This is a genomic window from Gordonia zhaorongruii, from assembly GCF_007559005.1.
Lineage (GTDB): Bacteria > Actinomycetota > Actinomycetes > Mycobacteriales > Mycobacteriaceae > Gordonia > Gordonia zhaorongruii.
The window spans coordinates 786,116-811,999 of record NZ_CP041763.1 but is presented as its reverse complement, the minus strand read 5'-3'; the positions used below and the strand labels follow the sequence as shown (position 1 = coordinate 811,999).

Genomic DNA, 25,884 nt, shown 5'->3' with positions numbered 1-25,884 from the left:
GTGAGTCACCGGCTTCCAGAACCCGACCGCGAGCCCGAGCCGCGGCACGAACCCGCACCTGCGCCCGAACCCGAACCGGCGCCCGCGCCTGCGCCCGAACGGATCCACGGTCACAGCCACGGGCATCACCACGGGGGCGGCGTGACGAGCGACCTCGCCCGCTACGCCAAGCCCGTGGTGATCGGCGCACTGGCGATCGCGGCCGTCATCGTCGCGATCGGTGCGATCATCGCCTGGCCGTCCGACGGCGACCACCCGATCCCGATGCAGTTCCGGTCGTCCGACGGCGGACCGCTCCAGCTGTACGACGCGACCGTGGTATCGCAGAACCGCGCCGACTGCTCGTCGGATGGTGGCACGCCGAGCAGGGACTACCCGATGATCCCGACCACCGGCGGGCCGTGCATCTCGTCGGTCATCCACATCGATTCGGGCCCGGACACCGACTCGTACAGCGTGCTGTCGGTCCCCACCAATCGCGCACAGACCGCTGTCGGTCCGGACTCGTCGTCGATCGACGCAGGCAGCCCCGACGACCCGCAGCCGGGCCAGCCTCGACTGTCGGTCGACGACGAGATCCGGGTCAGCGCGATGCCCACCCCCGACGCCGAATCCGGCACGACGCTCAGGCGATACGCGTTCTACGACTACACCCGCGGAACGCCGCTCATCGGGTGGGCGATCGCCTTCGTACTCGCGGTGATCGTCGTCGCGACGTGGCGGGGAGTGCGCGCGATCATCGGTCTCGCGATAGCTTTCGCCATCCTCGGCTTCTTCACCCTGCCGTCGATCCTCAGCGGCAACAACGTCGTCTGGGTCGCGATCGTGTCGGCGGCGGCCATCCTGTTCGCCGTCCTGTATCTGGCGCACGGGGCGAATCTGCGAACCAGCGCCGCACTCCTCGGCACATTGCTGTCCCTGGTCTTCGCCGGACTACTCAGCAGTGCGGCGATCTCGTCACTCACTCTCACCGGGCTCTCGGCGGAATCCGCGATGAAGCTGCAGTTGTATCAGGGGACGATCTCCCTCAACGGCCTCCTCCTGGCCGGCTTCGTCATCGGCACGCTCGGTGTCCTCAACGACGTGACGATCACCCAGGCGTCGGCGACGTTCGAGCTGGCCGCGATGCCCGGGCAGACGCGCCTCGGGGCGTTCCGGGCAGCGATGCGGGTGGGCCGAGACCACATCGCGAGCACCGTGTACACACTGGTGTTCGCTTACGCAGGCAGCGCCCTGCCGCTGCTTCTGCTGTTCTCGGTTGCCGCGCAACCGGTCTCATCCCTGCTGACATCCGAGGAGGTCGCCATCGAATTAGCGCGGGCCTTCGTCGGCGGGATCGCGATCTGCCTGTCGGTTCCGCTCACCACGGCGATCGCGGCTGCGCTCGTGGCACCCGGCCCTGCGCGCACGCCGTCCGCCGCTACGTGATGTGCGCTGCGTGATCTGTGCTACCCGGCGCAGCTAGCGCGTCGAAGATCACCCGAACGACCCCTTGCAGCAAAAGTGTTACTGACTAACAATCGTTAGCATGTCATCCATTCTGTTCCGCATCGGCCGGTTCTCCTTCCGTCACAAATGGTGGGTGATCGGCGCCTGGGTCGCCTCGCTCGCCGTCGTCTTCTCACTCGTCGGCGCACTGCAGCCCAAGTTCGCCCAGGAGTTCGATCTCCCCGGCACCGACGGCGGGACGGCGATGTCGCAGATGGAGGAGTACTTCCCCGCCATCACCGAGCAGCAGACCGAGGCGGCCACGAACGTCGTGATCGCCGCACCTGACGGTCTCGATAAGCACGGTCCCGCGATCGATGCGCTGGTCGCCGACCTCAAGAAGCTTCCCGAGGTCGCCAACGCCGACGCGATCGTCAACCCGGTGACCGCCGCTGCGGCCAAGCCGGAGCTCGCTGCCAAGGTTCTCGGCGACGACGGCCGAGTCGGCCTGCTTCCGGTGCAGCAGTCGATCAACATGATGGATGCGACGGCCGCCGACAAGGAGGAGTTCGTCGACGTCATCTCCGAGCACCGCGTCGACGGCCTCCAGGTCGAGGCGCTCGGCGGAATCATGGGTGCGATGGAGCAGGGCGGTACCGCCGAGCTGATCGGTTTCGCCGTCGCCTTCGTCATCATGATCGTCGCCTTCGGTGCGCTGGTCGCGGCATTCATCCCGCTGATCACCGGCATCGTCGGAGTCGGCCTCACCATGGGCCTGCTCACACTGTCGGCGAAGTTCATGTCGGTCAACCAGACCGCGACCGCGATCGTCATGATGCTGGGCATCGCAGTGTCGATCGACTACGCGCTGTTCATCGTGTCCAGGTACCGCTCCGAACGAGCGCGCGGCGGTGATCCCGCAGACGCCGCGGGCCGTGCTGTCGGAACCGCAGGCAGTGCGGTGGTGTTCGCCGGCCTGACCGTCGTGATCGCCGTCGCCGCCCTGATGGTCATCGGCATCCCCCTGATCACCCAGATGGGGCTGGGCGCCGCCGTCGCCGTCGTCGCCGCCGTCCTCGGCGCCCTCACTCTGATCCCGGCGCTGCTGGGCGCAGTCGGTCGCTTCGCGTTCGCGCCTCGCATCCCGTGGATCAAGAACGCCGATCCCAAGGCCGACGCCACGCCGCTGGGCGTCCGCTTCGGACGCACCGTGGTGAACAAGCCGATCCCGTTCATCGCGGGTGGGCTCGCGATTCTGGTCGCCGCGGCCATCCCGGTCGGCGGCATGAAGCTCGGCATGGACATGGTCTCCGACGACCAGGTCGACGCGCAGGAACTGGTCTCGCAGGGATTCGGTGAAGGCGTCGGGGGCGAACTGTTCGTCGTCGTCCACAGCGAGTCGGGCAGCGTCGACGGCGCTGCCGACACCGCGGTCGAGGAGATCAAGAAGCTCGACGGGGTCACGGCCCCGGACGCAGTCGCCTGGATGGGCAACGGCGCCGACCCCGCCGCACCGAACGCCGGCGCGAATACTGCCCTCATCACGGTAACGCCGCAGAGCGCTCCGTCGTCGGACCAGACGCACACGTTGATGGAGGAGATCCGCGGCCTCAGCTCGAACGTCGAAGCCGCAGGCGGCGAGATTCACGTGGGCGGTCAGACCGCGATCATGTCGGACCTCTCGTCCAAGCTCGATTCTGCCCTGATCCCCTACATCGCCGTGGTGGTCGGCCTGGCCTTCCTGATCATGATCGGGGTGTTCCGGTCGATCTGGGTGCCGCTGATCGGCACGCTGGGCTTCGTCTTCTCGGTCGCCGCGACATTCGGCATCACCGTCCTGATCTTCCAGGACGGCGCACTGGGTCTCATCGACCACACCAAGCCGATCCTGTCGTTCCTGCCGATCTTCCTGGTGGGTGTGGTGTTCGGCCTCGCGATGGACTACCAGGTGTTCCTGGTGACCCGGATGCGCGAGGAGTTCATCCACGGATTGAGTGCCAAGGACGCCATCGTCGCGGGCTATCGCCACGGCTCCCGCGTGGTCACGTCGGCAGCGCTCATCATGATCAGTGTGTTCGCGGCGTTCATGCTCGCTCCGGACACCACCGCCAAGATGATGGGCTTCGCCCTCGCGATCGCGGTGTTCTTCGACGCATTCATCATCCGCATGATCGTGATCCCGGCCGCACTGTCGCTCCTCGGCGACCGTGCATGGGGCCTGCCGAAGTGGCTCGACAAGCTGGTCATCGACTTCGACATCGAAGGTGGAGCCGTGCGCGACAAGGGCCTGAAGGGTCTCGAGGAGACCGGCCCGGCCAACGAGGCAGCCGCCGGCACCCCCGAGCGGAGTCAGGCGTAGGTCTGCCGTGTCGAACGAGAGAGCACAGCCGACCGCGGCCCCGGGAAGATGCCCGGGGCCGCGGCCCGGTCTGCGTGAGCGGAACAAGGCGCGGACCCGCAACGCGATCCGGAATGCGGCGATGGACCTGTTCGACCGTCAGGGCTACACGGCCACCACGGTTGCGCAGATCGCAGACGCCGCCCAGGTCAGTCACACGACGTTCTTCCGCTACTTCCAGAGCAAGGAACAGGTAGTCCTGCAGGACGATCTGGACGAGCAGCGCGTCGCGATCCTCCAGGCCATTCCGCCGGGCTTGAGCCGATTCGACCTGCTTCGGCGGATCGTCACGGACCTCTTCCACATCGCGGAAGCGGACGAGTGGGCCTCGGATCCACGACGATCGGATCTCCTCAACAAGGAACCCGAACTCATGGTGGCGTTCCAGAACGAATCGGACGGGATCCTCGCCGAGGCGAGGGGCTTCATCGCCGACTACCTGGATGTACCGGCCGACGACCTGCGATTGCGGGTGTTCATCGCAGCGGCGGCAGGCGTCATGTTCCACGTGACGGGCCACACCGGCGAGGGCGAGATGCCGACACTCGAGGAGTGCATCGAGGCCATCGACCTCCTCGAAGCCGGTTTGCCCGTCTGACACCTCCCCTGGAGCTGCTGATCAGCATTACGCTGAACGAGTGAGCTCATTCTGGGATGCGGTCGGCAATTACTGGTGGCTCATCTTCGTGTTCGGTGGTTCGATCGGCGGCATCGCCCGCGGCGTCGGTGCATGGAATGAGCGTCGTGGCCAGCGGCGACTCGAGAAGTACCGGATCAAGCAGGAGGCCTCGGTGGCCCGCGCCGAAGCGGAGAGCCGCGGACGGATCGACGCCGGCGCCGTCCACCGGGAACTGACGGCGGCGACCCAGGAGTACCGGGACACCGAGGAACGGTGGTTCGCCTACGAGACGGATCTGGCGACGCTGCTCGACTATCCGATGCTCGTCGATCTGCGCGAACCTCTGACCGAGAAGTTCCACCGCGCTCGAAGCCGCGTCGAACTGCTGCAGCCGACAGAGGACTCGGCGACCGACCCCGGCACGGTCCGCACGTTCCGCGATGCGGTCCACGAGTACTCCGCGTCCCTGCGGGTCGCCGAAGCCGAGGCCCGCAGGCGACGGCGATCCGATTTCAGCGCCCTCGAACAGGAACGGCTCGCTCGCGCTCAGCGACTGCTGCAACTCGCGATGAACGAGGGCGCCTCACCCGAGGAGCGGCGCCAGGCGTACCTGCGCGCACGCACGGATCTCGACGGACTCATCTCGCTTCCGCCGGAGGGATCGGCCGCTCTGGAACGGCAGGTTCGGGCCGCGCTCGAGGCGGGCCCTGGCACGAATTAGACGCGCACACCGAAGTCGGCAGTGATTCGGGTCGCACCCCATATCGCAGCTATTACGACATTTCGGACTTTATTCCGTTCACCGGCCGACTCCGGCCTCCGGCAGCTACCGGTCTCGGTCCGACTCGATGTGACAGTTCACTTCGAACAGTTACCATCCAATCGTGCTGGAACAGTTGAACAAGAAGGCGAAGAAGGCGGGACTGCACGTCGCGGCTGGAAAAAAGGCTGACCGCTACAGCATCCGCAAGGTGAAGAACGGAAAACTCGTGGCCAAGAACGTCGATGCCGACGAGGCGCTTGAGGTCATCAAGAAGACCAAGTGATATCCGTCGTCGACGCGCTGCTGAACCCGCCCCGGACGGTTCGCGGCATCCGTCACCGACCAGCCGGCTCTCGTCCCGATCTCTCCGGCACGACGGTCCTCCTCACCGGCGCATCGTCGGGCATCGGCGAAGCCACCGCACATCTGCTCGCAGCACACGGCGCGACGATCCTCGCAGTCGCGCGTAACGCGGAGAACCTCCAGACCACATGTGACGCCATCACCGCCGAGGGCGGATCAGCCCATCCGCTGACGGCCGACATCTCCGACCCCGACGAGGCAGCACTCCTCGCGGACGACGTCCTCAGCCGTTTCGGCGCACCGGATGTGGTCGTCAACAACGCGGGACGCTCCATCCGCCGCCCGGTGTCCGAGACCGTCGACCGATTCCACGATTACGAACGCACGATGGCGCTCAACTACTTCGGGCCGGTATCGCTGATCCTCCGGCTGCTGCCGACCATGCTCGAACGCGGCGACGGGCACATCGTCAACGTCGTGACGTGGGGCGTCACTGCCGGCACGATGCCCAAGTTCAGCGCTTACCACGCGTCCAAAGCCGCCATCGCCGCATTCGGCCGGTCCCTCGACGCCGAATGCGACGGCACCGGCGTCACCGTCACCAACACGGGTTTCCCGTTGGTGCGGACGCCGATGATCGCCCCGACGTCGTCGTACGACGACGCCCCGGCACTCACCTCCGAGCAGGCCGCCCACTGGATTCTGCGCGCCGTCCGTGAGCGACCTGCCGAACTGTATCCGCGTTACGCCGTGATTCTGCGTACGATCTCGGCCTTCTCGCCGCGTCTGGTGGGCCGACTGATCACGCGCGTGGGAATCTGAACCCATGACCGAGCACCTGTCCCGCCGCGACATCGACTTCCTCCTGCACGAGTGGCTGGACGTGTCCGCACTCACCAGCCGACCGCGCTTCACCGAGCACTCCCGTGAGACCTTCGATGCCGTCCTCGATCTCAGCGAGGACATCGCCACCAAGAAGTTCGCACCGCACAACAAGAAGTCCGACCAGAACGAGCCCTACGTCGGCGATGACGGCAAGGTGGTCCTGATCGACGAGATCGGCGATGCCCTGGACGCCTACCGCGAGGCCGGACTGAACGCGGGCGGCTTCGACGAGGAACTCGGCGGAATGGCCCTGCCCAACACCGTCGCCCGCGCCTCCACGACGTTCTTCCAGGCCGCTAACGCATCGACGTCGTCGTACCCGTTCCTCACCGCGGGCAACGCCAACCTGATCGCGAAGTACGGCACCGCGGAGCAGATCGACACGTGGGTGCGCCCGCTCGTGGAGGGCCGATACTTCGGCACCATGTGCCTGTCCGAGCCGCAGGCCGGATCGTCGCTCGCCGATATCACCACCAAGGCCGCGCCCGCAGACGACGGGGCGTACCGGATCACCGGAACCAAGATGTGGATCTCGGCGGGCGAACACGAGCTGACTGAGAACATCGTCCACCTCGTCCTCGCCAAGGCGCCCGGCGGCGGGCCCGGGGTCAAGGGGATCTCGCTGTTCATCGTGCCCAAGTTCCTGACCGACGGGACCCGCAACGACGTTGCACTCGTGGGCCTGAACCACAAGATGGGCAATCGCGGCACCACCAACACCCTGCTCAACTTCGGCGACGGAACGCACTCCCCCACAGACGGATCCGGTGCTGTCGGCTACCTGGTCGGCGATCTGCACCACGGCCTGCAGTACATGTTCAACATGATGAACGAGGCGCGCATCGGCGTCGGGTTCCTCGCCACCGCGCTCGGAAGCGCCGGCTACCGGCAATCGCTCGAGTACGCGAAGGTCCGGACACAGGGCCGCCCGGTGGACGCCAAGGATCCGGCCGCCCCGCCGGTCCCGATCATCGAGCATTCCGACGTCAAGCGCATGCTGCTCGCCCAGAAGTCGTACGTCGAGGGCTCGCTCGCACTGCTTCTGTACTGCTCTTCCCTTCTCGACGACGAGCAGACGCTCGACGACCCGGAAGCCCGCGACCGCGCGCACCTGCTCCTGGAGGTTCTCACTCCGATCGCCAAGAGCTGGCCGAGTCAGTGGTGCCTGGAGGCGAACAGTCTCGCCATCCAGGTACTCGGCGGCTACGGCTACACGAAGGAGTTCGACGTCGAGCAGTACTACCGCGACAACCGGCTGAACCCGATCCACGAGGGTGCGCACGGTATTCACGGGCTCGATCTGCTCGGCCGCAAGGTGATCATGCACGACGGCGCCGGGCTCGCACTGCTCATCGCGACCGTCGGCGAGACCGTCGCCAGGGCTCGCGAGGCCGCGGACGAGACCGCCGAGTACGCCGAGCAGCTCGCGGAGTCGCTCGGGCGTCTCGGGGAAGTCACCGCCGCTCTGTGGGCGCCGGGCGACCCCAAACTGGCGCTGGCCAACGCGACGGCTTATCTCGAGGCTGCGGGCCACGTGGTGATCGCATGGATGTGGCTCGAACAGGTGCTGGCAGCCGATGCGTCGGAAGCCGGACGCGAGAGCGTGTCGGCGGCGGACTCCGACTTCTATCAGGGCAAGCGGGCCGCGGCGCGCTACTTCTACATGTACGAGTTGCCGAAGATCACCACGGCGTTCGATCTACTCGCCGGTCTCGACCGCACCACTCTCGACACCGAGGCGTCCTGGCTCTGAGCCGCGATCAGCGGTGTGCGCGACGAGCCAATCGGTCACCTCGCCGATCACCGCATCGCGTTCCGGCTCGTTGAAGATCTCATGGAACAGTCCGGGATAGATCGTCACCGTCACGTCCTCCGCGCCCGCGAGATCGCCGACCATGACGCTGCCATCGGGGTCGGCGAGCACGTCTGCGCCCCCGTGGAGAACCAGCGTCGGCATGGTCAGCGACGGTAACTCCTTCGGGAAATCGGCCATCGCACCGATGACCTGTCCGCCGAGTCCGGCGCCGATCCTGCCGTGCCACACGAGCGGGTCCGTCTGATAGTCCGCGACCACGTCGGCGTCTCGGCTCACCGCCTCCGACGGCAGGGTCGTCGACGGCATCCACGGCACGACGCGGCCCAGGAACGGCGCCAGCTTCACCAGCACCGGCGGCAGGCCCTTCCCGGGCACGAGAGCCGCACCCGAGAGCACCAGCCCGTCGAGCCGATCCGCGTGGTCGAGGGCGTAGCGGAGCGCGATCGCGCCGCCCATGCTGTGCCCGATGAGGAACCGCGGCACCGCGACCGACCCGACAGCCTCGATCACGGTGTCCAGATCGGCGATGAAGTCGCTGAAGTCGTCGACGCGCATCCGCTTGCCGCCGGACCGCCCGTGACCGGCATGATCGGGAACCACCACAAGGTAATCCAGGTCGGCCAGTGCCCGGGCTACGTGTCGGTAGCGTCCCCCGTGCTCCCCTATTCCGTGAGAGATGACCACGACGCCCACCGGATCCCCTGCGGGACGGTGGACGTCGTAGACGATGGTCGTGCCATGCCGCCCGGTGACGGACGACGTATCGGTCTGCATACGGCAGACATTAGCCCTTCGCAGCGCCGCCGATCGCGAGCTTTCCGTTCTCGAACAGGAGCGGATACAGCAGCCCGCCGATCACACCGCCCACCAATGGCGCGAGCCAGAACACCCATAGCTGGCCGGGCGCTCCGGCTCCGTTGAAAAATGCGACAGCCGTCGACCGTGCCGGGTTGACCGAGGTGTTCGAGACGGGGATCGAGATCAGGTGGATCAGGGTGAGGGACAAGCCGATCGCCAACGGCCCGAAGCCCTTCGGCGCCCGTCCGTCGGTCGCGCCGAGAATGACGATCAGGAAGAACGCCGTCAGAATGATCTCGGCCGTGATGACGGCGGCGAGGCCGTATCCGTTCGGCGAGTGGTCGCCGTAGCCGTTCGCCGCCATGTTCCCTTCGGCGTCGAACCCGTCACGGCCGCTCGCGATGAAGTACAGCGCGGCGCCCGCCAGAAGGCCGCCGACGACCTGCGAGACCCAGTAACCGGGAAGGTCCCGCCAAGGGAGGCGCCCGCCGACCGCTGCGCCGAGAGTGACGGCGGGATTGAAGTGTCCACCGGAGATGTGCCCGACGGCGTACGCCATCGTCACGACGGTCAGACCGAAGGCCAGTGCAACGCCCATGAATCCGATGCCGACTTGAATGCTCGCATCGGTTCCCTCGGCATCGGCGACGACCTTTGCGGCGAAGATGGCACTGCCGCAGCCACCGAACACCAGCCAGAAGGTGCCGAACAGTTCGGCGAGCCATTTCGCCGAGGCCGCGACCGCGGGCGTCGACTCAGTTGTGTCAGTCAATTTCGGTTCCCTTTCAATTCTGATCAACGAGTCCGAGGCGCGACGCAACCGCGCGACCGGCCGATTCGACGACGGTGATCGGGCGCAACGCAGTCTCTGCGATGACCACCACTCCCTCGACGCGCGACACGATGGCGTCGAGTCGCGAGACGATGTCCGACATCCTGGTGACCGTGGCGTCGACACGTGCCAGCGTCGCGCTGAACGTCACCAGTGATTCGTCGAACTGCTCGAGGGTGACGTCGAGATCGTCGATGGTCTTCGTGAGTCCGCCCAGGACCGGGCCCATCTCACCGAGGATGCCCTCGACCTGGTCGACGGTCTGGTCGGCGTTCATCGCGGCCTGCGCGAGTTTCCGCAGTCGCTGACGTTCGGCCCCGCCTCGTCCCGCGCGGTCTGGTGTCGACATGATTGCCATTCATCGAGTATGACCTGAATCACCGTGGAATTAAATGACCTGGGGTGCAGTTGAAACCGAATAGATAGTTTTAATTTTAAGGAGCAGACATGCCCGCAGTGACCGCCGACACCCTGACATTGCCGCGCATCAGCGCACCCGGCCCCGAGGAAGTCGAGCGTCCGGTCCGCACCATCACGACCGGACCGCGGGGCTTCGAAGGCGAGGGATTCCCGGTGGTCCGCGCGTTCGCCGGCGTCCACTCGCGGGATCTCGACCCGTTCATCCACATGGACCAGATGGGCGAGGTCGAGTATCAGCCCGGCGAACCCCGCGGCACCGACTGGCATCCGCACCGCGGATTCGAGACCGTCACGTACATCATCGACGGCCGTTTCCAGCACCAGGATTCCAGCGGCGGCGGCGGACTCATCGAGAACGGCGCCACCCAGTGGATGACCGCCGGATCGGGCGTCCTGCACATCGAGACCCCGCCGGTCGACCTCGTCGAATCGGGCGGCGTCTTCCACGGAATCCAGCTGTGGGTCAACCTGCCGTCAGCGGACAAGTTCCTGGCGCCGCGCTATCAGAACCTCGAAGGCGGGCAGGTCCGCCTGCTGACCTCTGACGACGCGGGAGCTCTCGTCCGCATCGTCGCGGGCGGTATCGACGGCCACGAAGGACCCGGATCGACCCACACGCCGATCACGTTCGCCCACGCGACGATTCAGCCCGGTGCCCGCCTCTCGACGCCGTGGAACCCCGATTTCAACGCGCTCGTGTACGTGCTGTCGGGCCGCGGCGCAGTCGGCCCGGACCGACGCCCCATCGAGGGAGGCCAACTCGCCCTGTTCGGCGCGGGCGACCGGATCACCGTCTCCGCCGACGACACGCAGGACTCCAATCGTCCCGCGCTCGAGGTCCTCCTTCTCGGCGGACGACCGATCCGGGAACCGGTGGCGCAGTACGGTCCGTTCGTCATGAACACCAAGCAGGAACTCGTCCAGGCGCTCGAGGACTTCCAGGCCGGCCGCCTCGGCGTGGTCCCGCCGGATGCACTGCGCCCGCACCGGTCCGTCCGATGACCGCTGTCCACGACGCCTGCGCTCCGACCGAGCGAGCATGGCGGCTCTTCATCGAGAACAGCGCACGCGTGCAGACGCTCCTCGACGAGCGGCTCCGCGCCGGCGACCCGGCCATGTCGCTGACCGATTATCACGTGCTCCTACTCCTCGCGGAGGCTCCCGACCACCGTCTCCGCATGAACGAGCTGTCGCGGCGCATGGTGTTCTCCGCATCCCGGCTCACCTACCAGGTGCGCACCCTGTGCGAGCGCGGCTGGCTGTGCCGCGAACCCGTTCCCGGCGACCGTCGGGGCAGCTATGCCGCCCTCACCGCGAGCGGACTCACCGCCTTCGGATCCGCCGCGCGCCGGCACCGCGACGATGTGGAAGAGGTCTTCTACTCGGCCCTGTCCCCCGACGACGGTCCGGCGCTCGAGACCGTCATGCGCCGCCTGTCGACCCACCTCGGTACCCGATGATCACCGTCATCGCCTCCGGCGATCGTCACCACTGGTCGAACGAATGGCTTACCTCCCGGCAGTCGTTCCCCGGCACTGGGAACTACGACCTGTTCGGCAACGCCCACGGTGTCCTCGTGATGAACAACGACGACGTCGTCGCCCCCGGAGAAGGCCTCGATGCGCACCAGCACCAGAACATGGAGATCCTCACCTGGGTGCTCGACGGTGCCGTGGTGCACCACGACTCCGCCGGCTACACCGCGACGATGAGACCGGGCGTCCTCGGCCGGATGACCGCAGGACGCGGGATCATCCACTCCGAACGGAACGCATCCACCCGTTCCGAGCGGCGGCCGCTGAGAGTGGTCCAGATGTGGGTGGCCCCGCAGACGGACGGCCTTCCGCCGAGTCACTCCGAGCACGACTTCACCGAGGCGCTCGCGTCCGGTGAGCCCGTCGTCGTCGCTTCCGGTCGCGCCGAGCACACCGGGCCGGACGTCGCCCGGATCGAGAACCGATTCGCCGCGCTGCACATCGCCCGGCCGCACGCGGGCCAGCCGATCACACTGCCCGGCGCACCGTTCGGGCACCTGTACGTTGCGCGCGGAACCGTCTCGATCGACGTCGACGGTGAGCACCGTGAGCTGTCCGAAGGGGATGCCGCACGCCTCACAGACTCGCCGAATTACCAGGTCATACCCGATGCCGGCGGTGCGGGTGCCGAGATCCTGTTCTGGGAGATGCACGCGAGCTTCGATGTCGTGCCATCCTGATGGCATGAGCCCCACTGGGATGAGCACACAAACCCTGTCGACCGCCGTCACCGAACTCATGAATCGCGCGAAGGACGACCTTCGCACTCTCGTCTCGTTGCCATCGATCCACCTGGATTCGTCGAAAGCGCAAGCGAACCGGGCCAGTGCCGATTGGGTGGCAGCGGCCTTCGCCGAACTCGGATTCTCGTCCGAGGTGATCGTCACCTGCGACGGCTCACCCGCCATCGTCGGGCACCGACCCGGCCCGGAGGGCAGCCCGACCATCGCCCTCTACAGCCATCACGACGTGCAGCCGCCCGGGCCCGACGCCGAGTGGAACACCCCGCCGTTCGAGCTGACCGATCACGACGGCCGCTGGTACGGACGCGGTGCAGCCGACTGCAAGGGCAACATCGTCGCCCACCTGACCGCCCTGCGCGCGGTTCTCGACGATGTGTCGTGCAACGTGCGCATCATCATCGAGGGCTCGGAGGAGGCCGGCGGCGAAGGACTCGACGACCTGGTGGCGCGACGCCCAGAACTGTTCGCAGCCGACCTGATCCTGATCGGCGACACCGGCAACGTGGCCGTCGGCATCCCGACCCTGACGACCAGCCTGCGTGGCGTGGTGAACGTGAAGATGACCGTTCGGGCGCTGGAATCCGGCGTCCACGCGGGTGGCGCGGGCGGACCGACGCCCGACGCGATGGCCGCGCTGATCGCCGGGATAGCGTCGCTGCGAAACGAGCACGGAGACACCGTCATCGAGGGCGTCCCCAACGATCAGAAGTGGGCGGGAGTGACGTACTCGGATGAGCAGTTCCGGAAGGATATCGGCGCACTCGACGGCACCGAGATCCTCGGCAGCGGGGACCCGGCCGACATGGCATGGGCGCGGCCGGTGGTCACCGTGATCGGGATGGACGTGCCGAACACCGAGGATTGTGCGGCGGCGATCATCCCGCAGGCATCGGCGATGCTGAACCTGCGTGTTCCGCCGGGCCTCGACACCGAGGCCACGTACCACGCACTCGTCGCGCACCTGCGCGAGCACACTCCGTGGGGCGTGCAGATGGAGTTCGAGCCGGACGCGTTCGGTGGCGGCTTCCGCGCCGAGACGGACGGTCCCGGCTACACAGCGCTGACCGAGGCGATGGTCAGCGCCTACGACGGAGTGCCGGTGTTCCATGCCGGTCAGGGCGGATCGATTCCCCTGACCAGCGCACTCGCCGCAGCGCACCCGGACGCGGAGATCGCACTGCTCGGCGTGGAAGAGCCGCTCACCCACATCCACGCGCCGAACGAGAGCGTCGACCCGGAGGAACTGCGGCGTACCGCGCTCGCCGAGGCGATCCTGCTGACCACGTTCGGGAAGTAGTCACGCCGGGTCGGTCAGCAGAGGCCCGTCGGCAGCACGTCCATGTTGTCGCCGACCCATTTACCAATGCGGTTGAGCATGACGGTCCCATCCGAGAACGATCCGCTCGTCGGAAGGGCCGCCATGCTCACCGCGAATGCGCCGCGCGGGGTGGTGACGACTGAGAGCTGACGCACGACATACTTCCCCGTTGCGTCGGTCGCCGGCCCCCATCCGCCTTTCACCGCGGTGGTCACACCGCGCTTGCGCACGTTCTTCATTCCCCACTTCTGGTTCGCCTCGACCTCACGCATGTGATCGAGAACCGGACCGGAATCGGGAAGACATTGCAGGTGCGCGCCGAACACCGCTTGCTGCGCCAGTCTCCAATGGGTGTAGCCCGGGTAGCTGCGCGGATGATCCAACTCCGAGTCCACGTGGGTCTTCACGTCGTGCGCCTCGCGCAGGACGGCCGTCACGCCGTCGACGGCACGAGCACCACCGCCGAGCGAGTCCCAGAGCCGTTCGGCCGCATCGTTGTCGGACTTGCGGATCGCCTTGCGCACATCGTCGTCGACCGCTGCGCCGTTGGCGCGTTCGGCGGCGATCGACACCGGAACCTTCAGGGTCGACCACGCACGGGCCGTGCGGACGCTGCCGAACGACATCGTCTCGTCGCTGTTGACCGGGGTGATGGCGATTCCGACGCTGCCGGGCGTCTTCTTGCTCGATCTCTTCGCCGCCTTGTCGAAGCTGTTCTTCAGATCAGCCTCTGTGGCGGGCGGCGCAGGCACGTTCGGCACCAGCATGGGCAACGGGATCCGCAGGTCGGGAAGCGGTGGCAGACCGGGTAGGGAGGGCATCGCGCTCGCAGTGCCCGCGCCCGCAGTCACGCCGCACGCGACAACCACGGACACACACGACGACACCACCCTGCGACGAATCACTCTAGTCCCTTCAGTAACACCAGCAACTTGAGTAACGATAGGTCGCTCGCAGCTGGACTCCAAGTCGTGTGCCTCTACCGCAACGCAGGCGTTGCGTGACCGTTACCGGCAGCGGCTCTTATCGGCAGCGGTCGAATCCATCGATATCCCAGGCGAATACGTACTCACCACGACCAGATCGATCAGGAACGCGGGCGCCACTGCCCCATTCCGAGGAACACCAGGATGAGTTGACGTTCAGCACGGCTGACGAGGGCACGCTCGGTCGACTCCCGGCCGTCCCCGTCGAGCAGTTCGGCCACTGTCGTCAGCATGATGGTGACGATCAGGTCCGCGCTCACCTCGAGATCCTCGGCCTCCCACTGAGCGAGGCCGGGCGTGCGCGCCAGGTCGATCGCCAGCTCACGCGAGAGCAGTCGCAGTTCGGTCCCGATCGCGCGGCGCACTTCGCTGACGCCGCCGTGCTGCTCGCGAACCAGGAAGCGGAACTGCTTCTCGTCGCTCTTGACCTTCTTGAGGAGAACTGCGAGCGACTCCCGCGCCGTGGGCATGCCCCGGGCCGTCAGATCGCGTCGGGCCTCCCGCAACGCTCCGCGAAGCATGCGCATCGCGTCCTCGACGAGCGTGACGCCGAGATCCTCCATCGAGGCGAAGTGGCGGTAGAAGGCGGTCGGCACGATTCCGGCGCCTCGTGCCACCTCACGCAGGCTGATGCTGCCGAAGGAACGGTCGTCCACCAAGTCGATGGTGTTATCGAGCAGCGCCTGACGCGTCTGCTCCTTCTTCTCCGCTCGGCTCCCAGCCACGTGGGCAGTCTAAGCCACCGGTCCCCCGTGACGGCCAACACATGGACACGACCTTGACACCCACCGGAACAGCCAGTCATTATTTGTGTGTACATATGTACACTCAAACTTAGAACGAACTGGAGGAGAACCGGCATGGCCAATCGCATCGCAACTCTCGTCGGCTCACTCGTAGAGGCCACCGCGACCCCGTACCCGGTCGATCGCTACCTCGAGTTCATCGACCCGATGCTCACCTGGCGCGACACGCGCGCCAAGGTCCTCGAGGTCCGGCGCCAGACCGACCGCTCGGTCACCCTGACCCTGCAGCCCACGCGCCAGTGGAAAGGGCACCGAGCTGGACAGTACGTCGAGGTCGGAGTGGTAATCGACGGCGTTCGACACCGTCGGTTCTTCTCTCCGGCCAACGCCGAGTCCAACCGCGGCGAGCTGGAGATCACCGTTGCCGTGCACGACGGCGGCCTCGTCTCCAATCACCTTCGCGAGCAGGTCCGGCCGGGCGAGGTGCTCACCCTGGACAGCACCGGCGGCGAGTTCTCCCTGCCGCAGGAACGACCTGAGCGAGTCGTCCTCGTCAGCGGTGGAAGCGGCATTACACCTGTCCTCTCAATGCTGCGCACCCTGATCTCCGAGGGACATCGGGGACCGGTCACCTTCGTGCACTACGCACGTACCCCGGACGACGTTCCCTACAGCGTCGAACTCGACGCGATCGACCGCACCGTCGACGGCGTCGACGTTCGCCTGCACTACACGCGGACCGATGCCCCGGAGCACTTCTCGGCCGCGCACATCGCCGATGTAGCCGAGGCCGACGGTGCACAGGTGTACATGTGCGGCCCGGCAGCGCTGATGGACGCGGTCCGCGAGTACACCGACGGCGCAGGCATCGCCGACCGTCTGCACACCGAGGCGTTCACGCTCGCGGCACCGATCGAGATCGATCCCGACGACGTCACCGGCGAAATCACCTTCAGCGGATCGGACGTGACCGCCGAGAACGACGGCCGCACCATCCTCGAACAGGCCGAAGATGCCGGATTGAATCCCGAATACGGATGCCGGATGGGCATCTGCTTCAGCTGCACCAAGGTCCGCAAGGCCGGAAGCACTCGCAACGTGCTGACCGGCGACATCGAATCCGAGCCCGACCAGCACGTCCAGATCTGCGTCACCGCCCCGTGCGGCGACGTCGAGATCGACGCTTGAGAAGAAGGGAATCCCGCATGACTCTCACACACCTCCCCCAGCCCACGAAGAACACCGACTCCGACACCGCCGAGGTCTCGCTCAGCTACGAGCAGGTCGAGGCACTCGGCCGCGAGCTCGACGAACTGCGCGCCCGCGTCGTCGCCGACCTGGGCGAACGGGACCGCGAATACATCTACTCGATCATCTCCGTGCAGCGGAAGCTCGAGTTCGCCGGCCGCGCCGCCATGTACGTCCCGTTCCTGCCGCCCGTGTGGCTCGCGGGAGTCGGCTCCCTCGCCCTGTCGAAGATCCTCGACAACATGGAGATCGGCCACAACGTGATGCACGGCCAGTACGACTGGATGCGCGAGGACACCTACAACTCGCGTGAGTTCGACTGGGACACCGTGTGCCCCGGCGATCAGTGGAAGCACAGCCACAACTACATGCACCACACGTACACCAACATTCTCGGTGAGGACCGCGACGTCGGTTACGGCATTCTGCGCATGGACCGGGACCAGAAGTGGAACCCGTACTACCTGGGCAACCTCGCTTACGCGACCGCGCTGATGGTGTTCTTCGAGTGGGGCGTCATGCTGCACGACCTCGAGGCCGAGAACATCGTGCAGGGCAAGCGCAAGTGGACCGACGTCAAGGGTCTCCTGAAGGGGATGTGGAACAAGGCCAGCAAGCAGGTCGCCAAGGACTACATCATCTACCCGGCCCTGACCGGGCCGTTCTTCGCGAGCACGCTGGTCGGCAACGCGAGCGCCAACATCGTCCGCAACCTGTGGACTTACTCGATCATCTTCTGCGGCCACTTCCCCACCGGTGCACAGACCTTCACCTCCGAGGAGTGCGCCGACGAGACCAAGGGACAGTGGTACGTCCGTCAGATGCTGGGTTCGGCCAACATCACCGGCAGCCGACTCTTCCACATCCTCAGCGGCAACCTGTCGCACCAGATCGAGCACCACCTGTACCCGGATGTCCCGGCGAACCGTTACCCGGAGATGGCCGCCGAGGTGCGCGAGATCTGCGAGCGCTACGGCCTCCCGTACAACACCGGCGGACTGTCGCAGCAGCTCGGCTCCACGTGGAAGAAGATCGCGAAGCTGTCGCTGCCGAACTTCATGACGAAGGACGACAACAACGTCGTCGTCAACATCGAACGGGAGAAGGCCGCAGGCGCCGCCTGACACTGCTCGAACCGCTGGACCGATCGACTGCCCCGCCGGACCTGTGTCCGGCGGGGCAGTATCGTCGGTGGGCGAACCTAGGGGAAGGAGCGACCATGATCGGTCGTGCAGAGCGGAGCAAGGATGTCGTGCAGACGGGCGTCGAGAGCACGGCGGCGCATGTCGGCAACATCGCGTCGATAATCACCACCGCCATCGCCGACGTCGCCCGGGAGATCGGCGAACTGGTCACCGACGGCTTCGAGATGCGAGAGGCATCGAAGCTCGCGGAACGGGCGCAGGACGGTTCGCAGGCAGCCGTGGCCAACCCGGAACTCAACGTCGACGCGCGTGCGAAGAGCGCCGAGGAGTCCTGAACCGGCCGATGACCGACCAGTTCGAGGTGCTGCGCACCGTCTTCGGGTACGACTCCTTTCGAGGTGACCAGGAGCAGATCGTCTCGCACGTCGTCGGGGGCGGCGACGCCGTCGTCCTGATGCCGACGGGCGGCGGCAAGAGCCTGTGCTATCAGGTGCCCGCGCTGGTACGCGACGGATGCGCCATCGTCGTGTCACCGTTGATCGCACTGATGGCCGACCAGGTGGGCGCCCTCCGGCAGCTCGGTGTGCGGGCCGCGTTCCTTAACTCGACGCAGACGCCCGAGGAGCGATCCGACGTCGAGGACCGCTTCCTGCGCGGCGACCTGGACCTGATCTACATCGCGCCCGAACGTCTGAGTCAGCAGTACACGCGCAACCTCCTCTCGCGCGGCACGCTGTCGTTGATCGCGATCGACGAAGCGCACTGCGTGTCCCAGTGGGGCCACGACTTTCGGCCCGACTACCTGGCGCTCGGCGATCTCGCCGACCTGTGGCCTGATGTGCCACGCATCGCGCTCACCGCGACCGCCACCCGGCGCACGCACGAGGAGCTGACCCAGCGTCTGCAGTTGGGGAATGCACGCCACTTCGTCGCGAATTTCGACCGACCCAACATCACGTACCGGATCGAGCCGAAGAACCAGGTCAACAAGCAGCTCCTCGACTTCATCCGCACCGACGGCGTGGTGGACGGCGAAGCGGCGACCGGCATCGTCTACGCGTTGAGCCGGAAGTCGGTGGAGAAGATCGCGGCGTTCCTGGCCGCGAACGGCGTGAACGCGCTCCCGTATCACGCAGGTCTGGACAGGTCGGTGCGCGAGCGGACTCTGCACCGGTTCCTCCGCGAGGACGGCATCGTGGTGGTCGCGACCATCGCGTTCGGCATGGGCATCGACAAACCGGACGTACGATTCGTCGCCCACGTCGATCTGCCGAAGAGCGTGGAGGGGTACTACCAGGAGACCGGGCGTGCAGGCCGCGACGGCCTACCGTCGGTGGCGTGGATGGCGTATGGCCTGGCCGACGTTATGCAGCAGCGACGGCTCATCGACCAGGGCGACGGCGACGCCGCCCATCGCCGGGTGCAGTCTCAGCATCTTGACGCCATGCTCGCCCTGTGCGAGACGCCGGACTGCCGGCGAGTGCGGCTGCTCCGCTACTTCGACCAGGAGATCGCTCCGTGCGGTAACTGCGACACGTGCCTGTCGCCGCCGAAGACGTGGGACGGCACGATCCCCGCGCAGAAGCTGCTGTCGACGATCGTCCGGCTGCAGCGCGAGCACAATCAGTCCTACGGCGCCGGACATCTCATCGACATCCTGCGCGGTGCCGAGAACCAGCGGATCCGTCAGCAGCGCCACGATCAGCTCTCCACTTACGGAATCGGCACCGACCTCGATGACGGGGCCTGGCGCAGCGTGGTCCGGCAGCTGGTGGCGTCGGGCATCATCACGCCCCACGGCGACTACGGCGTCCTGCGGCTGACCGACGAGGCCGGCCCGGTCTTGCGCAGCGAACGCTCGCTGACCCTGCGAGAGGACGCACGCGGTCCGGTCCGTAGCCGCCGGAGCGCCCCGGCATCGGTATCCGCCGACCTCACCGACGACGACCGCAACCTCTTCGAGTCGCTGCGCCGGTGGCGCACCTCCGTCGCGAAGGCCGCCGAACTGCCCGCCTACACGGTGCTCACCAACAAGTCCTTGGAGGCGCTGGCCCAGGTCCGGCCGACGAGCAGCGAGCAACTCCTGTCGATCAGCGGCATCGGCGACGCCAAAGTGGACCGCTACGGCGCCTCGATCCTCGAGGTCATCGGCGACTTCGAATCTGCCTGACGCCCCCTCGCCGGTTGAACGACCAACCACCATCGGTTTCGACTCGCTCCGCTCGCTCAACCACCGAGAGGGGCCTCGCTACTCGTTGGTTGAGCCGCGACCGAGGCGCCAGCCGAGGACGCGTGTCGAAACCCAGTGCCATCGAGCACACGCGCGCAAAACCCTCGACACCCTCCCCCTCACGCTCATACCGTGAAGCGTCGCTAACCGAAGGAGCCCGCATGTTCACCCAGATCGACTCGTCGATCGCCGTCGACCCGAGTCAGCCGTCGTGGCACCGCGGCCTCCTCGACTTCCCTGATCCGGTGAACGACTACGCGGCCCGTTCGACGGCCGGCCTGGTGATCGCACTCGCCGCGGCGGCGATCGCGGTGAACCAGCCGTGGCTCTACGCCGTGCTCGCGCTCGGATTCGTGCTGCGACTGGCAGGCGGGCCCCGGTACTCCCCGTTCGGACGTCTCGCCGTGCATGTGATCGTTCCCCGACTCTGGCGCAAGGAGAAGACCGTCCCCGGACCGCCCAAGCGTTTCGCGCAGGCCGTCGGTGTCGCATTCTCCGGAACCGCGCTCGTGCTATCGCTCGCCGGACTCGGACTCGCTGCGCAGATCGTCGTCGGCGCGCTCATCGTCGCCGCGTTCCTGGAGTTCGCGTTCGGGATCTGCCTGGGCTGCATCGCCTTCGGCTACCTGCAGCGCGCGGGCGTCATCCCCGACGACGTGTGCGAGGCGTGCAACGACGTGACGCTCCTCCGTCGCAGCTGAGCGCCGGCCCAACTTCCCGCGTCAGTCCAGGAGACCGAGCGCGATGCCATCGAGGATGTCGTGCTCGGAGACGACCATCTCGGTGATGGCGGCGCGGTCGGCGAAGTTGCGGGCCAGTTCCTGAGTCACCAGTGCGCCGCCGCCGATGACATCGGCGCGGCCCGGATGCATCGGACCCAGCGTCATGCGCTCGTCGCGCGTCATGGCGACGATGCGGGAGCACAGCGCGTGCAGATCGGCCAGGCCGATCCGCGAATGGTGGATCGCCTCGGGGTCGTACGTTTCCAGGCCGGAGTTCACCGCGGCGAACGTGGTGAGCGTGCCGGCCACGCCGACCCAGGTTCGCGCACCCGAGACATCCACGGCGGCAAAGGCTTTCGCGAGCTCGCCGCGGGCGTGGCCGACGGCGGCCTCCCGCTCGTCGAGGGTCGGCGGGTCCGAGCGCAGCGCACGCTCGGTGAGCCGTACGCAGCCGATGTTCGCTGAGTACGCGCCCGTCACACCGCGCTCACCGCCGACGACGACCTCCGTGCTGCCTCCGCCGAGATCGGTCACCACGAAGGGTCCGTCAGCCGGATCGAGTCCGCCGACCGCACCGCGGAACGAGAGGCGAGCCTCCTCGTCGCCCGAGATCACCTCGGCGACGGCGCCCGGCTGGATGCGACCGAGCAGCTCGGCGGTCATCGCGAAGAAGTCGTCGCGGTTACCCGCGTCGCGGGTGGCCGACGTGGCGACCATCCGCACGCGCTCCACCCCGGCCTCGAGCATCCGCTCCACGTAGCCGGCGAGCGCCTCACGCGTCCGCTCGATGGCCTCCGGAGCGAACTCCCCCGTCGCGTCGACGCCCTGGCCGAGCCGGACGACGATCATGTCGCGGGCGACGTCGGTCAGCGAACCGTCGGACGCGGGTTCGGCGATGAGCAGCCGCAGCGAGTTGGTGCCGCAGTCGACCGCCGCCACACGGGTGGGACCGCTCATTCGTCGGCCTCCAGTGCGGGCCAGTCGGCGGGCACAGCGATACCGCGCAGCTTGTCCTGCTCGGCGATCATGGCGACCGCCTCGTCGCCGAACGGATTGACGCCCGGCCCCTTGGCCAGCGCGTGCGCCACCAGGACATGTAGGCATTTCACCCGGTCGGGCATTCCCCCGCCGGAGAAATCGGTGCCGAGCGATTCGATGGCGTCGCGCTCGGCGAGATAGCCCTCGTGGGCGGACCGGTACGCAGCCGCGACATCATCGTCGGCCAGACGGGCCTGCATCTCCTTCATCACGCCCGCCGACTCGAGTCGACTGCACGACGCGGTGAGCCGCTGGTCGGTCAGGTAGTACAGCGTCGGGAACGGCGTGCCGTCCGGGAGCCGCGGCGCGGTCTTGAGGACCGCGGGCTGCCCGTCCGGCGTCCGATAACTGACGTCGAGAACGCCCCGCGGCGTCCTCCCGAGTTGCTTCTCGACGATCGCGAGATCGTCGTCCGATACGGTCACTTGCCCTCCGGCGGTGTCGCCACCGCATCCCACATGTTCTGGTACCACGGGTTGGCTGCGCGTTCGCGCTCCGCCTTCTCCGCGGCTTCTCGTTGTTCCTTCGCCGGCGAGATGACGATGACCTGCTTCTCGCCGCGCTTCACGTACTGCAGACGCTGGCGCGCCTGCGCCTCGATGTACGCCGGATCGTTCTGCTTGTCGATCTTCGACTTGTACTCGGCGACCTCCGCCTCCAGGGCCGCGTTCGACTGCCGGAGTTCGTTGAACTCGGACCGCTGCGACAGGTACGTCCGCACCGGCACCGCCAGCGTCAGCGCCAGGACCACGATCACCAGCGCGACGATCGCGGCACGTTTCGGACTCACGTGGCCGAGCCGCCCGGCCAAGCCGCGACGGGGGCGCGAGCGCGACGTGTCGGCAGTCTCTCTGCGGCGAGTGCTCGCCTTCTGCTCATCGTCGACGACGTTCGCGATCAGCGCGAGGTCGTCGGCGTGGTCGACGGACCGCGCCCGGGTGCGGTGGGCCGCGGGTCGAGACCGACTCCGGCCCCGGTTCCCGCGCCCGGACGTGGTTCCTGCCATGAGATCTAGCTAATCACGCGTCGGCGGAGAAGCGCGGAAACGCCAGGTCGCCCGCGTAGCGAGCGGCGTCGCCGAGGCCCTCTTCGATGCGCAGCAGCTGGTTGTACTTGGCGACGCGCTCGCTGCGCGCCGGTGCACCGGTCTTGATCTGCCCGCTGCTGCAGGCGACGGACAAGTCGGCGATCGTGGTGTCCTCGGTCTCGCCGCTGCGGTGGCTCATCATCGACTTGTAGCCCGCGTTGTGCGCGAGAGCGACGGCGTCGAGCGTCTCGGTGAGGGTGCCGATCTGGTTCACCTTGACCAGCAGCGCGTTGGCGATGCCCTTCGAGATGCCCTCTTCCAGGCGCTCCGGGTTGGTGACGAACAGGTCGTCGCCGACGAGCTGCACCTTGTCGCCGATCGCTTCGGTCAGGGCGGCCCAGCCGTCCCAGTCGTCCTCGCCGAGGCCGTCCTCGATCGAGACGATCGGGTAATCGGCGACGAGCTTGCGGTAGAACTCGATCATCTCGTCGGCGCTCTTGTCTGCGCCCCCGAACTTGTAGGCGCCGCCGGTGTAGAACTCGGTGGACGCGGAGTCGAGAGCGACGACGATGTCGCTGCCGAACTTGTAACCCGCCTTGTCGACGGCCTCGGCGATCACGTTCAGTGCGGCCTCGGTGTTCGGCAGGTCGGGGGCGAAGCCGCCCTCGTCGCCGAGCGCGGTGGACATGCCCTGCTTGTGCAGAACGGACTTGAGCGAGTGGTACACCTCGGCGCCCCAGCGCAGCGACTCCTTGAAGGTCGGCGCGCCGATCGGGGCGATCATGAACTCCTGGAAGTCGATGCCGTTGTCGGCGTGCGCACCGCCGTTGATGATGTTCATCATCGGAACCGGGAGGATGTGCGCGTTCGGGCCGCCCACGTAGCGGAACAGCGGCAGGCCGGCCGACTCCGCGGCGCCGCGTGCGACGGCGAGCGAGACGCCGAGCAGCGCGTTCGCGCCGAGCCGCGACTTGCTGGGGGTGCCGTCGAGATCGACGAGGGTCTGGTCGAGGACGCGCTGGTCGTCGGCCTCGATGCCGATGACCTCGGGAGCGATCTCACCGAGCACGGCCTCGACGGCCTTGGTGACGCCCTTGCCGAGGTAACGCTCACCACCGTCGCGCAGTTCAACGGCCTCGTGCTCGCCGGTCGATGCGCCCGACGGGACCGCGGCGCGGGAGAACGTGCCGTCGTCGAGAACGACTTCCACCTCGACGGTCGGATTACCTCGGGAATCGAGGATCTCGCGCGCGCCAACCTGCTCGATAATTGCCACTTGTTCCAACCCCATTCATGGTGTGCCGATGCTCGTTCGCTGTCCAGGGTAATGGCCTCGTGCTGGTACGCGGTCAGTACCTGACGTTCACCGAGTACGCGTTGGCGTGGTTGCGGACGTCGATCACGTAATCCATCGAGTTGTTGTAGGTCAGAACGGCCTTCTCCCAGCCTTCGGGAGTGGTCATGTCACCGCCGGACGAGGCGCACAGGTAGCGCGCCGCCGAGAGCGACGCGTCGTCGATGTTGTCGGGGCTGGCCTTGCCGTCGCCGTTGGCGTCGACGCCGAACCGCTTCCACGTGGTCGGGATGAACTGGAACGGTCCCACTGCGCGGTCGTACTCCTTGTCACCGTCGACGCTGCCGCCGTCGGTGTCGCGGATCTCCCAGTTGCCGTTGCTGCCGTCGAGCTGCGGCCCGCGAATGTGCGGGAACACCTCGCCGTCCGCCGCGACGTCGGCCTCGTGGTGCGTGCCGTGCTTGCTCTCGACGCCTGCGATGCCCGCGATGGTGGTCCAGGCGATCCCGCATTCCGGGTGCTGCTGACGCTGGATCTCGGCGGCGTTGCCGTACGCCTGGAGGGACACGACCGGGATCCGGGTCTCCTCGGAGATGGGCTCGGCCCATCCACGCAGCGTCTCCGCGGTGCGGCCCTTCGCGTGGATGTCGACGTAGGGCTGCTGGACGCCGGGCCCGGGCGGCAGCCCCTCGGGGATGTCGGGGCCGTCCCACGGCATCTTGCACGCACTCAGCGTGACGATCGCCGCGCCGACCATCGCAGGCAGAACGATTCGCCGCGCAGTACTCGCCGTCGACACAGCCACCAGTCCTTCCGGAATTCCCCCATCAACCCGAAATCGGGCCCGCATCAGGGTGCCACAACACCTGGTCAACTCCGAACCGAGCCGAACGGTTCCCAGTAGCGTCATTCATGTGAGTCAGATCAAAGCCCGGAGCGACGGCGCACCTCGGGGCCGCGGGCGCCCACCGGGCCCGCCGCTCGATCGCGATGCCCGCCGTCAGCAGTTGCTGGACGCCGCCGAGAGCGCGATCGCCGCGAACGGGCCCGAGGTGTCGCTGACACGTGTGGCCGCCGTCGCGGGCCTCACCCGATCGGCGCTCTACGCGGCATTCACGGATCGAGACGGCCTGCTCGACGCGCTCGCGCAGCGGCACGGGGCGTCGTTGGTCGCGGGCATGGAGAACCTCGCCGGCAGTGCGGCGGATCCGCACGAGCAGACTCGCGCCGCCGTCGACCTGCTGGCCGCCTGGTTCGACGAGAACCCCGTGCTGGCACCGGCTCTCGCGAGTCGTTGGCGCCTCAAGGGACGGTCTCTCGTCGAGACGACCCTCAGCGAGATACTGACGGTCGGCTTCACCGACCGCGGACTCGACCCGGCCCCCGCCCCGGTGTGGTCACGCGCGATGATCGGCGCGGTCTCCGCGACGGTCGAGTGGTGGGCTACCAGCCGCGAACTGTCCCGAGTGGAGCTCGTCGACCATGTCACCGCGCTGCTCTGGTCCGGACTGAGTGCGGCCAACCCGGCCGCCACCCGTCCGGTCGGCACCGATTCGGACACGATCTCACCGGATCGTTGATTCCCACCCC

The 25,884-nt window shown here is 67.1% G+C and carries 27 protein-coding genes; 17 read left to right on the top strand and 10 right to left on the bottom strand.

The genetic code is table 11. The features are described 5' to 3' along the window. The 7 genes from FO044_RS03645 to FO044_RS03620 all read left to right on the top strand — a co-directional run bounded on the left by FO044_RS03645 (position 1) and on the right by FO044_RS03620 (position 8,149). Positions 1-1,428 (top strand): YibE/F family protein, encoded by a 1,428-nt coding sequence (locus FO044_RS03645; protein WP_132994061.1) that lies wholly within the window; start codon positions 1-3, stop codon positions 1,426-1,428. A 100-nt stretch (positions 1,429-1,528) separates the two neighbouring features. After that, positions 1,529-3,787: an MMPL family transporter gene (locus FO044_RS03640; RefSeq protein WP_132994062.1), complete on the top strand. Its 2,259-nt coding sequence runs from the start codon at positions 1,529-1,531 to the stop codon at positions 3,785-3,787. Between the two features lie 7 nt (positions 3,788-3,794). Further along, positions 3,795-4,424, top strand: coding sequence for a TetR family transcriptional regulator (locus FO044_RS03635; protein WP_132994063.1), 630 nt, complete (start codon positions 3,795-3,797; stop codon positions 4,422-4,424). A gap of 40 nt (positions 4,425-4,464) precedes the next feature. Then, positions 4,465-5,166, top strand: a complete 702-nt coding sequence (locus FO044_RS03630) for a hypothetical protein (protein WP_132994064.1) — start codon at positions 4,465-4,467, stop codon at positions 5,164-5,166. A 163-nt stretch (positions 5,167-5,329) separates the two neighbouring features. Beyond that, positions 5,330-5,491 carry a hypothetical protein gene (locus tag FO044_RS14995; RefSeq protein ID WP_165943118.1) on the top strand — a complete coding sequence of 54 codons (162 nt, stop codon included), beginning with the start codon at positions 5,330-5,332 and terminating at the stop codon, positions 5,489-5,491. Next, a complete protein-coding gene (locus FO044_RS03625) occupies positions 5,488-6,333 on the top strand; it encodes an SDR family oxidoreductase (RefSeq protein WP_132994065.1) in 846 nt (281 codons plus the stop codon). Before FO044_RS14995 ends, FO044_RS03625 begins: the two co-directional genes overlap by 4 nt. 4 nt (positions 6,334-6,337) lie before the next feature. Further along, positions 6,338-8,149: an acyl-CoA dehydrogenase gene (locus FO044_RS03620; RefSeq protein WP_132994066.1), complete on the top strand. Its 1,812-nt coding sequence runs from the start codon at positions 6,338-6,340 to the stop codon at positions 8,147-8,149. Here FO044_RS03620 and FO044_RS03615 read toward each other — a convergent pair. The 3 genes from FO044_RS03615 to FO044_RS03605 are packed head-to-tail and all read right to left on the bottom strand — an operon-like array spanning position 8,096 to position 10,200. After that, positions 8,096-8,986: an alpha/beta hydrolase gene (locus tag FO044_RS03615; RefSeq protein ID WP_132994067.1), complete on the bottom strand. Its 891-nt coding sequence runs from the start codon at positions 8,984-8,986 to the stop codon at positions 8,096-8,098. The genes FO044_RS03620 and FO044_RS03615 overlap by 54 nt on opposite strands. Before the next feature lie 10 nt (positions 8,987-8,996). Next, a complete protein-coding gene (aqpZ, locus tag FO044_RS03610) occupies positions 8,997-9,782 on the bottom strand; it encodes an aquaporin Z (RefSeq protein WP_132994068.1) in 786 nt (261 codons plus the stop codon). A gap of 13 nt (positions 9,783-9,795) precedes the next feature. Continuing rightward, positions 9,796-10,200 (bottom strand): hypothetical protein, encoded by a 405-nt coding sequence (locus FO044_RS03605; protein ID WP_132994069.1) that lies wholly within the window; start codon positions 10,198-10,200, stop codon positions 9,796-9,798. Between the two features lie 89 nt (positions 10,201-10,289). Here FO044_RS03605 and FO044_RS03600 point away from each other — a divergent pair, with 89 nt between their 5' ends. From FO044_RS03600 to FO044_RS03585, 4 genes are read left to right on the top strand one after another with little or no spacing between them, the layout of a single operon-like run. Beyond that, positions 10,290-11,264 (top strand): pirin family protein, encoded by a 975-nt coding sequence (locus FO044_RS03600; protein ID WP_132994070.1) that lies wholly within the window; start codon positions 10,290-10,292, stop codon positions 11,262-11,264. Continuing rightward, positions 11,261-11,722, top strand: a complete 462-nt coding sequence (locus tag FO044_RS03595) for a MarR family winged helix-turn-helix transcriptional regulator (protein ID WP_132994071.1) — start codon at positions 11,261-11,263, stop codon at positions 11,720-11,722. The genes FO044_RS03600 and FO044_RS03595 overlap by 4 nt, the downstream gene beginning before the upstream one ends. Beyond that, positions 11,719-12,477 carry a pirin family protein gene (locus FO044_RS03590; RefSeq protein ID WP_132994072.1) on the top strand — a complete coding sequence of 253 codons (759 nt, stop codon included), beginning with the start codon at positions 11,719-11,721 and terminating at the stop codon, positions 12,475-12,477. The genes FO044_RS03595 and FO044_RS03590 overlap by 4 nt, the downstream gene beginning before the upstream one ends. A gap of 4 nt (positions 12,478-12,481) precedes the next feature. Then, on the top strand, positions 12,482-13,837 hold the full coding sequence (locus FO044_RS03585) for a dipeptidase (RefSeq protein ID WP_132994073.1): 1,356 nt from the start codon (positions 12,482-12,484) through the stop codon (positions 13,835-13,837). Positions 13,838-13,851: 14 nt separating this feature from the next. On the opposite strand, the gene FO044_RS03580 is transcribed toward FO044_RS03585, so the two are convergent. Further along, complete coding sequence (locus FO044_RS03580; protein ID WP_244945801.1) at positions 13,852-14,727, bottom strand: serine hydrolase; 876 nt, start codon at positions 14,725-14,727, stop codon at positions 13,852-13,854. Positions 14,728-14,945: 218 nt separating this feature from the next. Then, entirely contained in the window at positions 14,946-15,569 is a 624-nt protein-coding gene (locus tag FO044_RS03575) for a TetR family transcriptional regulator (RefSeq protein ID WP_132994075.1), read from the bottom strand. A gap of 135 nt (positions 15,570-15,704) precedes the next feature. Between FO044_RS03575 and FO044_RS03570 the strand changes: the two genes are divergently transcribed. The 5 genes from FO044_RS03570 (at position 15,705) to FO044_RS03550 (ending at position 20,914) form a co-directional block, all read left to right on the top strand. Continuing rightward, positions 15,705-16,778 (top strand): ferredoxin reductase, encoded by a 1,074-nt coding sequence (locus FO044_RS03570; RefSeq protein ID WP_132994076.1) that lies wholly within the window; start codon positions 15,705-15,707, stop codon positions 16,776-16,778. A 17-nt stretch (positions 16,779-16,795) separates the two neighbouring features. Beyond that, positions 16,796-17,962 carry a fatty acid desaturase family protein gene (locus FO044_RS03565; RefSeq protein ID WP_132994077.1) on the top strand — a complete coding sequence of 389 codons (1,167 nt, stop codon included), beginning with the start codon at positions 16,796-16,798 and terminating at the stop codon, positions 17,960-17,962. Between the two features lie 95 nt (positions 17,963-18,057). Beyond that, positions 18,058-18,318 carry a hypothetical protein gene (locus FO044_RS03560; protein ID WP_132994078.1) on the top strand — a complete coding sequence of 87 codons (261 nt, stop codon included), beginning with the start codon at positions 18,058-18,060 and terminating at the stop codon, positions 18,316-18,318. A gap of 8 nt (positions 18,319-18,326) precedes the next feature. Then, entirely contained in the window at positions 18,327-20,153 is a 1,827-nt protein-coding gene (recQ, locus tag FO044_RS03555) for a DNA helicase RecQ (RefSeq protein ID WP_132994079.1), read from the top strand. A 221-nt stretch (positions 20,154-20,374) separates the two neighbouring features. Continuing rightward, positions 20,375-20,914: a DUF4395 domain-containing protein gene (locus FO044_RS03550; protein ID WP_132994080.1), complete on the top strand. Its 540-nt coding sequence runs from the start codon at positions 20,375-20,377 to the stop codon at positions 20,912-20,914. Between the two features lie 21 nt (positions 20,915-20,935). Here the strand turns inward: FO044_RS03550 and FO044_RS03545 are convergent, their stop codons facing one another. The 5 genes from FO044_RS03545 to FO044_RS03525 form a co-directional block, all read right to left on the bottom strand. Beyond that, a complete protein-coding gene (locus tag FO044_RS03545; RefSeq protein WP_132994081.1) occupies positions 20,936-21,892 on the bottom strand; it encodes a Ppx/GppA phosphatase family protein in 957 nt (318 codons plus the stop codon). After that, complete coding sequence (locus tag FO044_RS03540; protein WP_132994082.1) at positions 21,889-22,398, bottom strand: DUF501 domain-containing protein; 510 nt, start codon at positions 22,396-22,398, stop codon at positions 21,889-21,891. Before FO044_RS03540 ends, FO044_RS03545 begins: the two co-directional genes overlap by 4 nt. Then, the gene (locus FO044_RS15120) at positions 22,395-22,979 is read right to left on the bottom strand and encodes an FtsB family cell division protein (protein ID WP_235831534.1); all 585 of its coding nucleotides are present in this window, start codon (positions 22,977-22,979) and stop codon (positions 22,395-22,397) included. Before FO044_RS15120 ends, FO044_RS03540 begins: the two co-directional genes overlap by 4 nt. Positions 22,980-22,992: 13 nt before the next feature. Continuing rightward, on the bottom strand, positions 22,993-24,276 hold the full coding sequence (eno, locus tag FO044_RS03530) for a phosphopyruvate hydratase (RefSeq protein ID WP_132994083.1): 1,284 nt from the start codon (positions 24,274-24,276) through the stop codon (positions 22,993-22,995). A gap of 73 nt (positions 24,277-24,349) precedes the next feature. Next, on the bottom strand, positions 24,350-25,051 hold the full coding sequence (locus FO044_RS03525) for a lytic transglycosylase domain-containing protein (RefSeq protein WP_132994084.1): 702 nt from the start codon (positions 25,049-25,051) through the stop codon (positions 24,350-24,352). A gap of 157 nt (positions 25,052-25,208) precedes the next feature. On the opposite strand from FO044_RS03525, the gene FO044_RS03520 reads away from it, so the two are divergent. Then, a complete protein-coding gene (locus tag FO044_RS03520) occupies positions 25,209-25,874 on the top strand; it encodes a TetR/AcrR family transcriptional regulator (protein ID WP_328591151.1) in 666 nt (221 codons plus the stop codon). Positions 25,875-25,884 lie beyond the last annotated feature (10 nt).

Excerpts from the sequence above, each read along its gene's own strand:
- FO044_RS03640 (WP_132994062.1), top strand. The coding sequence starts at position 1,529 with ATGTCATCCATTCTGTTCCGCATCGGCCGGTTCTCCTTCCGTCACAAA.
- FO044_RS03620 (WP_132994066.1), top strand. The coding sequence starts at position 6,338 with ATGACCGAGCACCTGTCCCGCCGCGACATCGACTTCCTCCTGCACGAG.
- FO044_RS03615 (WP_132994067.1), bottom strand. The coding sequence starts at position 8,986 with ATGCAGACCGATACGTCGTCCGTCACCGGGCGGCATGGCACGACCATC.
- FO044_RS03605 (WP_132994069.1), bottom strand. The coding sequence starts at position 10,200 with ATGGCAATCATGTCGACACCAGACCGCGCGGGACGAGGCGGGGCCGAA.
- FO044_RS03600 (WP_132994070.1), top strand. The coding sequence starts at position 10,290 with ATGCCCGCAGTGACCGCCGACACCCTGACATTGCCGCGCATCAGCGCA.
- FO044_RS03595 (WP_132994071.1), top strand. The coding sequence starts at position 11,261 with ATGACCGCTGTCCACGACGCCTGCGCTCCGACCGAGCGAGCATGGCGG.
- FO044_RS03590 (WP_132994072.1), top strand. The coding sequence starts at position 11,719 with ATGATCACCGTCATCGCCTCCGGCGATCGTCACCACTGGTCGAACGAA.
- FO044_RS03585 (WP_132994073.1), top strand. The coding sequence starts at position 12,482 with ATGAGCCCCACTGGGATGAGCACACAAACCCTGTCGACCGCCGTCACC.
- FO044_RS03570 (WP_132994076.1), top strand. The coding sequence starts at position 15,705 with ATGGCCAATCGCATCGCAACTCTCGTCGGCTCACTCGTAGAGGCCACC.
- FO044_RS03565 (WP_132994077.1), top strand. The coding sequence starts at position 16,796 with ATGACTCTCACACACCTCCCCCAGCCCACGAAGAACACCGACTCCGAC.
- FO044_RS03560 (WP_132994078.1), top strand. The coding sequence starts at position 18,058 with ATGATCGGTCGTGCAGAGCGGAGCAAGGATGTCGTGCAGACGGGCGTC.
- recQ (WP_132994079.1), top strand. The coding sequence starts at position 18,327 with ATGACCGACCAGTTCGAGGTGCTGCGCACCGTCTTCGGGTACGACTCC.
- FO044_RS03550 (WP_132994080.1), top strand. The coding sequence starts at position 20,375 with ATGTTCACCCAGATCGACTCGTCGATCGCCGTCGACCCGAGTCAGCCG.
- FO044_RS03545 (WP_132994081.1), bottom strand. The coding sequence starts at position 21,892 with ATGAGCGGTCCCACCCGTGTGGCGGCGGTCGACTGCGGCACCAACTCG.
- FO044_RS15120 (WP_235831534.1), bottom strand. The coding sequence starts at position 22,979 with ATGGCAGGAACCACGTCCGGGCGCGGGAACCGGGGCCGGAGTCGGTCT.
- FO044_RS03525 (WP_132994084.1), bottom strand. The coding sequence starts at position 25,051 with ATGGTCGGCGCGGCGATCGTCACGCTGAGTGCGTGCAAGATGCCGTGG.